Below are 11,772 nucleotides of genomic sequence, written 5' to 3'. Positions count from 1 at the left end.
TCTCCAAACGGGGCTTTCAAATGAGCGACCAACGTCCAGCCGACATGCAGTCGGTGCTCCACCAGAACATACAGGCCCTGGTCGAGCACAGGCGGCAGCAAGAGGAGCACCAAGGCGTTCAAGCGTGGGTCGCCGGCGCTGTTTCGCGCTTCGCGGGAAGCATGACTTTCGTCTATCTGCACCTTGCAATTCTTGTCGTCTGGGTCCTCGCGAACCTTGGCGCGATACCAGCCGTCCCAGCCTGGGACCCGACTTTCGTGATCCTGGCCATGGTCGCCTCGGTTGAGGCAATCTTCCTGTCTACTTTCGTGCTGATCAATCAGAACAGAATGGCCGCCCACAGCGAGCGCCGAGCCGAACTGGATTTGCAGATCAGCCTTCTGAACGAACATGAAACCACGCGGCTGATCGAGATGGTGGCTGCCTTGACGGCGCGTCTGAATATCTCGACCCCGGCCGACAAAGAGCTGCCGGAACTCGCCGAGAATGTGGATCCCCAAAAGGTGATGACGCAGATCCAGCAAGCTTCTGGAGATCAGGAGAACGCTTGATCAAAGCGACCTCGTCGGCAACGGTTAAGCGTCGGCTACAACCTGTAATTCAGCCTCATTGTCCAAGGCTGTCGAAGCAGCTAAGCCGGTGTCGGCCTTTTCCAGGGTGGCTTCCCGACGTCACAAGTCCGCCGCGCAATCGAGGCAGCGTAGAGCTTCGATAACCAACAGGCTGCTGCGCGTCAGATGGAACCAAGTTGACGCCGAACTCGTATTAGCGGTGGCGGCTTGGGGAGATTCCGGATGAGCGAAGGTGCTGTTCTGATCGTCGAAGATGAGACAATGATCCTGCTCGACCTCGAGTCAGCTTTGGAGGAGGCCGGCTTCCAGGTCGTCGGCACTCGGAGTGCCGCCGACGCGCTGGCGGCTTTCGACCCCGATCCGACCAAGTTCAAGGCCGTGCTCACGGACATCCGTCTGGGAGCAGGACAGTCGGGGTGGGAGGTCGCTCGGCACTTGCGAAGGTCCAACTCGACCATCCCGGTTGTCTATATCAGTGGCGACAGCGCGGTACACTGGGGAGCGGAAGGCGTGCCCAACAGCATAATGATCACCAAGCCCTTTTTTCTGCCGCAGATCATAACTGCCGTTTCTCAACTTTTAAACGCGCAGCAAGGTGCAGAAACTCACCTCTAGGAATCCGACCGCGGCTCCACGAAACCACCGAACATTCTTTCTTCGGCCAATCGGCGCCGTCCCCGCGTAAAGCGTTCGCGTCTGCTTCGGTCAAATGTCGGCGGCCTCAACCAGATGTCGACCTCAGCTCCTTTCCCTCGCCACCGGCTCGCATCCACTCGGAAGCCCTCCCGAAAGCAGGGGCGCTCATTGGTTGAGCTTTCGGTCGAGTTCGTCAAGCAATGACCGATGCTCGCTGGGCATGTCCGTATCTGTCGGCAGATCCAGCAACTGGCGAAGCTGGCGACGATTGGCGTCCGATGAAATCCACTCCCGTATGAGGCGGGCTATGACCTTTTGTTGTGCCTTGCCGATTTCTTCCATGTTAGATTCCGAGCTTGTCCGTTGGACGAACTCGGCGGCTCTTTGATGGTTCCCCGTCCTGTACACAAATCGAGGCACAATCTATGGGTTAATGCATGTCGCTCAAAAGTGGCCCTGGTTTTGAGACACGACATGCCAGTGGATGTTTGCAGTCCCAGTCCGCTCGCCTAACGCTGCGCGTAGGGTGCAAATTTATACGTTCGATTTTACCCGAAGCGAGAGGCTTAGCCGCAAAATCTTGGCGCCATTTTCATCGCGCACTTCGATAAACAATTGCTGCCCGTCGACGCTCTTCAGTGACTCTCTCGTGAGGTCGACAAGGCCCTCGAATCCCGCGCGGCGGACCTCCTCGAGGCCAGCGCATTCGACACCTATTTCGTCCTCGAAGATGAGATCGCCATCGCCGCTGTCGAAGAAAAATCGTGCCATCGGAGAGCTTCCGTCACTGCTAATCTGCGGGGTTCCTTTGGTGCAGGTAGGTCGTGTCGAAATCTCCTGCGTGAGTGAGGCCAGCCCAGTCCAGTGCGTGAACTTTTGATCCCGAGGTGGCAATGAGACCTCTGCGTCGTAGTTCCTGGAGCATCCGGTTGACGTGGACCGTGGACAAACCCAGTGCATCGCCAAGGGCCGCCTGTGTAATGGGAATATCCGCCACGTGATCCTCAATGCGCCCCATAGAGCGCAAGCGAAAAATCAGTTCGCACAGGATGTGAGCCATGCGGGTGTATGCCTCGCGTCTTCCCACATTGATGACCCACTCCCTGTAAATCGCGGCATCTATCAACGTCGACCGCCAAAAAGCGGTGGCGATGCGAGGGTGCTGGTCGCAAACGGCACGCAGGGTGTCATGCCGCATGAAACCTATTCGCGCCGGCGTAAGGGTCGAGAAGTTACAATCCATGACCGACAGATGCAGCCCATGCAGATCAGGAATGTCGCCGGCGACGAAGAATGATGTGATTTGTCGCTTTCCTTCGCCCGTATGTTTGGTGGAACCGACCAAGCCATCAAGAACGACAAACGAGTAAACAGGACGGTCGCCCTCACGCACCAGATCGTGGTTGGCCGAATATTCCTTCTCCTGGATCGGAATGCCTTTCAGAACGCCGATGTCGGCCTCTCGAAGATCCGAGATGGTCTGAAGCTTGCGAATGAGTACATCCGAGGATGAGGTGGGGAACAAATTGACTACCTGGCTGATGTTGGTGATCGAACTATTATCCGCGCCAAAAGTTCCGACTGGCATGGGGACATATGCGCGGCGGCAGAAAGCGCCGCCGTGCGGCATGGTCCCATGCCTGGAGCGTTTTGCCAGCGTCGAGGGTGGTTGAAGATCCCGGAATGATCCAAGCACCAGTTTTTTAGGACAGCCATAGGTGAGCCAGGCAGCAATGCATTAACCTATGACATAGGCTCGGTTAGAAATTGTCCCGCTGGGCAGCCAGCCCCAGGAGTTCGCCGATCACGGCGCAGCTTTGACCCAGTCGCTCCCCCCAATTTCAAGGGCTGCACCCGCAGCCCGTCCTGGAACTCTTTGATGCGCCGCCAGGAACGGGGTGGCTCCGCTGACGTTGTCTCAGTGGCAAGGTGAGATTTCAGTGAACAGGCATATTTCGCGGACGGATGTCGAACAAATCGATCACACGGATGACAGCGGGTTTGCGATAGAGCACGGCGGACCGCCATCCTCAGCAATCGCGGTAGCGCTGGCCCGTGGCCTGGAGACCAGTCGGGACAAGCACATCATCCATATAGCTCCCTCGGAACGCAGTGCCGAGGAGATCGCCGGCGCCTTGCGTCAGTTCCTGCCTGACGCGGATATAATCTTGCTGCCGTCCTGGGATTGCCTGCCTTACGACAGGGTGTGGCCCACACGCGCCAATATGGGGCGAAGGCTTCGTGCGTTGCGTGAGATCGCAACGAAGCCGGATCGCCCGCGCATCGCTGTAATGTCGCTCGAAGCCATTCTGCAGCGGGTGCCGCCTGCTCCGGTCATCGCTGGCGGTTTCACAATTCTGGAGGTGGGACAAAAGCTCGACCGTGACGATTTTAGAACCTGGTCCGAAGCCATTGGCTATGTCGTCGACGAGAGGGTCGACGAACCGGGTGAGATAGCCTTTCGGGGCGATCTCATCGATATTTTCCCTGCTGGCGCGGATGGCCCCGTTCGCGTCATCGTTGATCCCGATGCCTGCATCCGGCAGCTCAAGACCTACGACCCGCTCAGTCAGCTCAGCGATCAGGTTCGAGACTCGATTACGGTCGGACCGGCATCCGAGCTGATCTTTAAAGCTGGTGAGCATCCTGAGTTGACAGCGATGCGCACGACGTCGATGGAGGAGCGCCTGGTCGCATCGTATGGCGCTATGCCATCCGTCTTCGATGCGGCATCCAGCGCTTCGATCTCCTTCCTTGAAGGGACCGACGGGCAGCCGCTCGGCAGAATTCTGGATCTGGTCGAGGATGCACGTCGTGCCAGGCAGGAGGCAGCCGGAACGAAAAAACCTTTGCCGGGACGATTTTACCTATCCCGTGAAGAGTGGGACGCTGCTCTGCTTAACCGCTGCTGCGTGAGACTAGCCGTTTCTGCCGTGGGAGTTCCCAAATTCTTCCGCCAGGCCCGACCCGGGCATGATTTCGCGGAATTCATCAGAGGGCAGACGAGTGCCGGAGTCAGAGTAGTGTTCACCGGCGATGCCTCTGAACTGCAGCGAGCAGATCGCCTGCTCGATAGGAGACTAGGCCGGCGGGCAGAGGAAGCGGCCGACTTGCCGCAAATCCTTTCGGCCGCGAGGGGCTCTGTTCTCAAGGCTGAATTCGTCCTCGACGAAGGGTTTGTCGACGCGCAATCCAATATCGCCGTGGTGGCCGCATCCGACCTGTTTGGGCCCGCGTTAAAGGCGAGCGGGAGCGCGACCACGGGCATACTCGAACCCGAGTTGCGCATTGGCGATGTCGTCGTCCATGAAGACCATGGCCTGGGCGTGCTCGCCGCGGTCGAACAGGTCGAGTTGGCTGGCCAGCAACAGGATGTCGTCAGACTGGAATATCATGGCGGGGCTTCCTTGCTGGTTCCGGTCGACGACTTTGGACGAATATGGCGCTACGGCTCGGAACCGGAGGCAGTGTCGCTTGATCGCCTCAAAGGCGAGGGCTGGCCGAAGCGACGCGAAGCTGCGTTGCGCGAGATCGACAGGCTGGCCAAACGCCTCTTGAGTCTTGCCAAAATCAGGTCCAGCCAGCCTGCCGAGATCATAAAGCCCTCCCGCACGGACTTGGCCCGTTTTGCGGCGAGATTTCCCTATACGGAGACGCCCGACCAAGCGGCCGCCATCCGCGCTGTGCTCGATGATCTTTCGTCGGGAAGAACAATGAACCGGCTCGTCTGCGGCGATGTCGGCTTCGGCAAGACAGAGGTCGCCCTGCGTGCTTGCGCCGCCGCGGCTTTCTGCGGGAAACAGGTTGCTATCATAGCGCCGACAACGGTGTTGGCACGACAGCACTATGAGACGTTCAGCCGCCGCTTCGCAGGAACCGGCCTGCAGGTCGCCCACCTTTCTAGGATGGTCGGGGCAGCGGAGGCGAGAGCGGCAAAAGAGGGTCTGCGGAGCGGCCAGGTTGCGGTCGTTGTGGGTACTCAGGCCTTGGCGTCCAGGAGCGTCACCTTCGCCAATCTTGGACTGCTGGTGATCGACGAGGAGCACCGGTTCGGGGTCAAGTTGAAGCGGGCCCTGCGGACCATGACGCCTCGCCTCCATACGCTGAGCATGAGCGCCACACCGATACCCCGGACGCTGCAATCGGCGTTGTCGGGCATCCAGGACGTCAGCGTTCTAAACTCTCCGCCCGCCAAACGACGTCCCGTTCGCACGATCTTGGCAGCGTTCGATCCAGCATCGGTGCGCGCGGCCCTCCTGCGTGAATTTCACCGGGGTGGACAGAGCTTCTTCGTGGTCCCGCGGATCGAGGATATTGCCCCGGCCTGTGACCAGCTGAACAGACTGGTGCCGGAACTCGGGGTCAAGACGGCGCATGGTGAAATGAAGGGGAGACAGCTGGACGAAGTCATGGTCGGATTCGCCGACGGTGATGGCGACATTTTGTTGAGCACCGACATCATCGAGAGCGGCCTCGATGTGCCGCGGGCCAACACCATCATCGTTTGGCGCCCCGACCGGTTCGGTCTGGCGCAGTTGCACCAGTTGCGGGGCCGGGTCGGAAGGGGGGCGGTGCAGGCCGTTGCGTTTCTTCTGACCCAGCCTGGCGTTGAACTGGCCGACGGCACCAGGGCCCGGCTTTCGACGATGCTTGCGCTCGATCGGCTCGGCTCCGGCCTGGCAATCAGTCAAAGAGACCTCGACCTGCGTGGCGCCGGAGATCTTTTCGGCGAAGACCAGGCCGGGCATATGAAGCTGATCGGAGTGGGCTTGTACGAGCACTTGCTGGAGCGGGCGGTCTCGGCGGCTGGCGGAGGGGCCAACTTCAGCAAGCAACTTGCCGAGATCAATGGCTCGGGAAAGGGGGCTTTTCCCGAGAGCTATGTCGACGAGCCTACGGTGCGCGTTGGCCTCTATGCGCGGCTCTCCCGCATCCGTTCGGAGCCGGACCTCGATACATTCAGCGAAGAGCTCGAGGACCGCTTTGGAGACATGCCTGGCGAAGTAGCCCTTTTGCTGGAATTTACCAGGTTGCGAATAGCAGCGTCGGAATTGGGCGTCGGCAAAGTCGATGTCGGTCCCGAGGCCATCGCGATCACCCCTCGGAACAAGCCGTCGGCGTCCCAATGGCGGAACAGCAAGGCGTTGGGCCTGGACTACCGGAACGGCCGCCTGATTTTCAGGCCTATCCAGCCCAGCGTCTCAGGCATCGATGCGGTTCGCTTAGCGCTTGATGCCCTACGCGCAGCCCAGCCAAAGCACGAGATCTGACGAGCCTTTTGTCTCCTGGGGCCATCCGTGCGAATGGCGCTGCGGGCGGCCGTGCGTTCGCGGGGAGCGTTCAAGGCATGGTTCCGGCTTGATGGGGTGTCATGGCAGCCATGTTTTCATTCAGATGGGCCATGATCCAGATAGAGCCCAGAACCACCAGCGCGACGATCAGCACGCCGAAGGCCAGCGCCAGGATGTTGTTGGTGTTGTCCGGCCCGGTGGTCAGGTGCAGAAAGAAGACAAGATGCACGCCCATCTGCGCAACGGCGAGCACCACCAGGGCCGAGATGACCGCGGGCTGGTAAATCAGGTCGGTTCGCGCCGCCAGGAATGACGCGATCGTGAGCAGGATAGCCAGGCCGAAGCCGAGCACATAGCCCGAGAGGCCCCCAGCCGTTTCGTGCTCGCTTATGTGTTCCTCGCCCGGCGCTGAATCGCGGCGGTCCTGCAACTCGCCGGTCTTGCTCTCGAACTCGGTCATGACGATGCTCCCAGCAGATAGACCAGGGTGAAGATGGCAACCCAGATGATGTCGAGGGCGTGCCAGAAGAGCCCGAAGCAGTGGAGCCGCCGCAAGATGTCGGGCCGAAAGCCCTTGACCCACAGCTGCGCCATCATCGTTCCCAGCCAGAGCAGGCCGAGACCGACGTGGGCACCGTGGCAGCCAACGAGCGCAAAGAAGGCAGAAAGAAATGCGCTGCGCGAGGGGCCTGCCTGCTCGCCGATCATTGCCGCGAACTCCTGTAGTTCCAGGAACAGGAACGCTGCCCCGAGCAACCCCGTGACGAGAAGCCAGAACTGCGTGGCAGCCATTGATCTGCGACGGGTGGCGAGTGTTGCCACGCCGCCGGTGAAGCTCGAAGTGAGCAGAAGGCCCGTCTGGACCGCAACCCGTGTCGGTTCGAACAGATCCTTGCCTGTCGGTCCGCCGGCGGTTGCCTTGGCGAGCACGGCGTAGGTGGCGAAAAATGCCGAGAACATGATGATGTCGGACAGGAGAAAGATCCAGAAGCCGTAGGTCACCGTGACGAACTTTGAGGCCGGGCCGCCTTCTCCGTGGCCCGTCGCAGAGCGCACCGCATGCCGACCGGTGTGATTAAGCCGATACGGGTCCCGTGCCTGGGTGCCGGCGCTGATGTCGCCGGAGAATGCGTGATCGCTCATGCCGGGCGCTCCCACCCGCGCAGCCAGGCAAACTGGGCTGCCTTGTGGTCATGATCGATGCGGGCGACCTCGTCGACAGGGATCTCGTAGTCTCCATGATCGCGCCAGGCGAATACGACGAAGGTTGCGTAGGCGCCGATGAAGCCGACGATCGCCAGCCACCATATATGCCAGATCAGCGCGAAGCCGATCAGTGTGCTGAAGAAGGCGGTGACGAAGCCAGTCGGGCTGTTGCGAGGCATCTCGATCGGCTCATATGCCTTTTCCTCGTCCGAGCTCTGTTCGATCCCTCGTTGCTTGATGCTCCAGTAGGGCTCTTCGTCTTCCACGTGAGGCAGCCGTGCATAATTGAAGACAGGAGGAGGAGAAGATGTCGACCACTCCAGCGAACGCCCGTCCCACGGGTCGCCGGTTTCGTCGCGAAACTTGTCGCGATGCCGGACCGAAACGAAAAGCTGTGTGATCTGCAGCGCCGCGCCGGCGATCATCACCACCACGCCGAAAGCGGCCACCACCAGCCACGGTGCCCAAAGGTCCATATCGATATGTTGCAGGCGCCGCGTCATGCCGAGCAGACCGACAATATAGAGCGGTACGAAGACCAGCATGTAGCCGGCCAAGGTGACCCAAAATGCCGCCTTTCCCCAGCCTTCGTGCAAACGGAAACCGAACGCCTTGGGGAACCAGTAGGTGAAGCCGGCGAATGCTCCAAACAACACGCCCGAGATGATGACGTTATGGAAATGCGCGACGAGGAAAAGCGAATTGTGTAGCACGAAGTCGGCCGGCGGGACGGCAAGCAGGACGCCAGTCATGCCGCCGACGGTGAAGGTGGTCACGAAAGCCAATGCCCAAAGCATCGGCGTGTCGAAACGAACGCGCCCGCCATACATGGTGAAGAGCCAGTTGTAGATTTTCACACCGGTTCCCACGGCAATGACCGACGTGGCGATGCCGAAGGCGGCATTAACGTCCGCTCCGGCACCCATGGTGAAGAAGTGATGCAACCAGACCATGAACGAGACGATGCAGATGAACATCGTGGCCGCGACCATCGAACGGTATCCGAACAGCGGTTTCGATGAAAAAGTCGAGAAAATCTCGGAGAAGATTCCGAAGGCGGGAAGCACCAGGATGTATACTTCGGGATGGCCCCACGCCCAGATCAGGTTGACGAACATCATCTGATTTCCACCGGCTTCGTTGGTGAAGAAGTGGAAGCCGAGATACCGGTCCAGCGTCAGCATTGCGAGCGTGGCGGTAAGGATCGGGAAGGCTGCGACAATGAGCAGGTTGGACGCGAGCGAGGTCCAGCAGAACATCGGCATTCGCAGATAGCCCATTCCCGGCGCCCGCATCTTGAGGATGGTCGTCACCAGGTTGACACCGGTGAGCAGCGTGCCGACGCCGGAGATCTGGATCGCCCACAGATAATAATCGACACCGACGCCCGGCGAGTAGGTGGTTTCCGACAAAGGGGCATAGGGCAGCCAGCCGGTGCGCGCGAACTCGCCGATCACAAGCGAGATGTTGACCAGCAGGGCTCCGGAAGCCGTCAGCCAGAAGCTGACGGAATTGAGCGTCGGAAAAGCGACATCGCGTACGCCAAGCTGCAGCGGCACGACGAAATTCATCAGGCCGATCATGAACGGCATCGCGGCGAAGAAGATCATGATCGTGCCGTGCGCGGAAAAGATCTGGTCGTAATGCTCCGGCGGGAGGTAGCCCGGCCCGTGAATCGCCAGCACCTGTTGTGTGCGCATCATGATAGCATCGATAAAACCACGAAGAAGCATGAGCATCGCCAGCACAATGTACATCACGCCGATGCGCTTGTGGTCGACCGAGCTTATCCACTCGCTCCACAGATATGGCCAGTACCCCTTCACCGTTATCCAGCCAAGCACGGCGGCTGCTGCCAGAAAGACGCCAAGGGCTGCGCCGAGGGGGATGGGTTGATCGAAAGGAACGGCCGACCAGTCGAGCTTGCCCAGCATCGTCATTCTGCCCCTTGTGGATGATGGGTCATCGTTGCCGCCGCCGGGGGGAATGCCCTTGGGCTCACCTGTGGCTCGCCGCTGGCTGCGCTCTCAGCAGGCCCCGGACCCGGTGGGAGCGTCTGCTGAACGACCGCTTCGAACAGCCCAGGCTGGACATGACCGAAGGAAGCCGGCGCCACATTTGTGCTTTGCCGGGCGAGTTCGCGATAGGCATTGGCATTCAGCACGCCGCCCCCGCCACGCAGCGATGACGCCCAGCGGGTGAAGGCATCGGCTGAAACCGCGCTCACACTGAAATTCATATCCGAGAAGCCGTCGCCGCTGAAGTGCGCCGACTGGCCGAAAAAGCTGCCCTCGCGGTCGGCCTGCAGATGCAATTCGGTCTGCATGCCGTTCATGACGTAGACCATGCTACCAAGCTGGGGCACGAAGAACGTGTTCATCACGCTGGCCGAGGTCAACTTGAAACGCACTGGAACACCGGCGGGGATAACCAGTTGATTGACAGCACCCACGCCCTGCTCGGGATAGAGGAACAGCCATTTCCAGTCGAGCGCCACCACCTGAATGTCGAGCGGCGGCTGGCTAGAAGGGATCGGTTTGCGTGGATCGAGCTGATACGATCCGTAGTAGATCAGCCCGCCAATGAACAGGATGGTGAGCGTCGGGATCGACCAGACGATCAACTCCACGCGTCCCGAATAGGTGAACTCCGGGTTGTAGCGGGCGTTGCTGTTCGAGGCACGGAACTTCCAGGCGAATGCCAGAAGCGCAACAAGCGTGGGAACAACGATCACCAGCATCACCGCCAGCGAGTTCAAAAGAATCGTGCGATTGCCGACGCCAATTGGTCCTTGGGGATCGAGCACTCCCCCCGCGCAACCGGGCAAGAATGCGCCTCCTAGGATACAGAGCAGTTGGCGTGTCAACTTAGGGCTGGATGGCAACAACACCGGTTCTGCAATCTCTCTTTGCGGGAACGCGGCTAGGGCATGCGTTCATCGGGTTTCCATCTGAGCCTCCCCATGGCGCGGAACCTCGCGGCACTTCGCGGGGTGTCGCCCCCTGAGCGAGTGCCCCAACTGTCGCCGGCCGGGTTTGTTCCGCTGGACCGAGTTACTCTGTCCGATGGTCCCGCGTTCGCCAATCCGACCATAATTTCAGAACGATGGAGGCTCGATTGGCCTAGCTATCGGCGACGCTGGCTCCCGCACGAATTTCAATTTCGGCGGGACGGCGAATACCCTGAATCGCTCAGCCAGATTATCGAGAGCCTGACGCATGCCCACTCCCGCAGCAGCCGCACCGTGTCCACTGATGACCATCTGGGGGCCTAAGGCAGCCAGATGCTTCACGGACCTTTCCGCTGCATCCCAGTCTGGCGTGAAATAGCGCGGCGGACCGTGCATCTCGAGATCCTGAATGGCGACTTCATAGACCGACTCCTGACCGGTGGTGATGAAAGCGTCTCCTACGATGAGCGAGCGGTCTTGCTCGCGCCAGAGCGAGATATGCCCAGGGGCATGTCCGGGTGTGTGCAGCCATTGCCATCCGGGCATTCCGGGGATCGATCCATCGGCGGGCAAGGGTTGCAAACGGCTGCCAAGATCGATTGGCCCGCGTGGAAAAAGCGGTGAAAGCAGCGCCATCAGTCCACCCCCAACCCAGGGATCCGGTGGCGGATAGGATGTGGTTCCGTCCAAATAGGGGTGCTCGAGTGGATGGGCGAAGACAGGCACGTCCCAGCCATTTGCGAGTTCTAGAACCGTTCCCACATGGTCGAAATGGCCATGGGTCAGGATGATTGCAGCCGGCCGTGCGTTGACGCCGAACCGCTTTTCCGCGACCGCTAGAATGCTGCTGCGAGACGTCGGCAACCCGGTATCGATCAGCACCCAGTTCCGATCTCCGCTGCCCGGTGCGCCGAAGAACACGACATTGACGATTGCTAGCCGCAAGTAACCCAGGTCCGGTGCGATGCTCCAAGCGCCGTCGCCACGATCCTCGCGCCTGGCGTGGTCGATCTCGGAAAGTCGAATCTGAACGGTCATGTGATCCCATGCCTCTGTTGTTGCCGAGCAGCCGCTCGAGTGGATGACGGCGGCGGTACATCGCCCCGAACTTGGGACG

Annotated in this window: 11 protein-coding genes; 3 read left to right on the top strand and 8 right to left on the bottom strand. The window is 60.2% G+C overall.

All coding sequences use genetic code 11. From position 1 onward, the window contains the following. Positions 1–20: 20 nt before the first annotated feature. Positions 21–551: a DUF1003 domain-containing protein gene (locus tag X728_RS159760; RefSeq protein ID WP_023681128.1), complete on the top strand. Its 531-nt coding sequence runs from the start codon at positions 21–23 to the stop codon at positions 549–551. A gap of 243 nt (positions 552–794) precedes the next feature. After that, on the top strand, positions 795–1,187 hold the full coding sequence (locus X728_RS159765) for a response regulator (RefSeq protein WP_023700015.1): 393 nt from the start codon (positions 795–797) through the stop codon (positions 1,185–1,187). A 186-nt stretch (positions 1,188–1,373) separates the two neighbouring features. Here the strand turns inward: X728_RS159765 and X728_RS1000000170135 are convergent, their stop codons facing one another. From X728_RS1000000170135 to X728_RS159775, 3 genes are all read right to left on the bottom strand, one after another. Further along, positions 1,374–1,550, bottom strand: coding sequence for a hypothetical protein (locus tag X728_RS1000000170135; RefSeq protein ID WP_023700016.1), 177 nt, complete (start codon positions 1,548–1,550; stop codon positions 1,374–1,376). A 192-nt stretch (positions 1,551–1,742) separates the two neighbouring features. Continuing rightward, on the bottom strand, positions 1,743–1,979 hold the full coding sequence (locus X728_RS159770) for a hypothetical protein (RefSeq protein ID WP_023668023.1): 237 nt from the start codon (positions 1,977–1,979) through the stop codon (positions 1,743–1,745). Between the two features lie 19 nt (positions 1,980–1,998). Next, on the bottom strand, positions 1,999–2,838 hold the full coding sequence (locus tag X728_RS159775) for a Crp/Fnr family transcriptional regulator (protein ID WP_245260969.1): 840 nt from the start codon (positions 2,836–2,838) through the stop codon (positions 1,999–2,001). Between the two features lie 310 nt (positions 2,839–3,148). Between X728_RS159775 and X728_RS159780 the strand changes: the two genes are divergently transcribed. Continuing rightward, positions 3,149–6,478: a DEAD/DEAH box helicase gene (locus tag X728_RS159780; RefSeq protein ID WP_023696344.1), complete on the top strand. Its 3,330-nt coding sequence runs from the start codon at positions 3,149–3,151 to the stop codon at positions 6,476–6,478. A gap of 70 nt (positions 6,479–6,548) precedes the next feature. Here X728_RS159780 and cyoD read toward each other — a convergent pair whose 3' ends face one another. The 5 genes from cyoD to X728_RS159800 form a co-directional block, all read right to left on the bottom strand. Continuing rightward, a complete protein-coding gene (cyoD, locus tag X728_RS159785) occupies positions 6,549–6,959 on the bottom strand; it encodes a cytochrome o ubiquinol oxidase subunit IV (protein ID WP_023668026.1) in 411 nt (136 codons plus the stop codon). Continuing rightward, positions 6,956–7,642, bottom strand: coding sequence for a cytochrome (ubi)quinol oxidase subunit III (locus X728_RS159790; protein WP_023668027.1), 687 nt, complete (start codon positions 7,640–7,642; stop codon positions 6,956–6,958). The genes cyoD and X728_RS159790 overlap by 4 nt, the downstream gene beginning before the upstream one ends. Beyond that, a complete protein-coding gene (cyoB, locus tag X728_RS159795; RefSeq protein WP_023830874.1) occupies positions 7,639–9,639 on the bottom strand; it encodes a cytochrome o ubiquinol oxidase subunit I in 2,001 nt (666 codons plus the stop codon). The genes X728_RS159790 and cyoB overlap by 4 nt, the downstream gene beginning before the upstream one ends. 2 nt (positions 9,640–9,641) lie before the next feature. Next, positions 9,642–10,532 (bottom strand): ubiquinol oxidase subunit II, encoded by an 891-nt coding sequence (gene cyoA, locus X728_RS23100; RefSeq protein WP_050589854.1) that lies wholly within the window; start codon positions 10,530–10,532, stop codon positions 9,642–9,644. 270 nt (positions 10,533–10,802) lie between these two features. Continuing rightward, on the bottom strand, positions 10,803–11,693 hold the full coding sequence (locus X728_RS159800) for an MBL fold metallo-hydrolase (protein WP_023668030.1): 891 nt from the start codon (positions 11,691–11,693) through the stop codon (positions 10,803–10,805). Positions 11,694–11,772: the final 79 nt, after the last annotated feature.

Source organism: Mesorhizobium sp. L103C119B0 (assembly GCF_000502235.1).
Lineage (GTDB): Bacteria > Pseudomonadota > Alphaproteobacteria > Rhizobiales > Rhizobiaceae > Mesorhizobium.
This window is presented reverse-complemented; position numbering and strand designations above follow the sequence as displayed.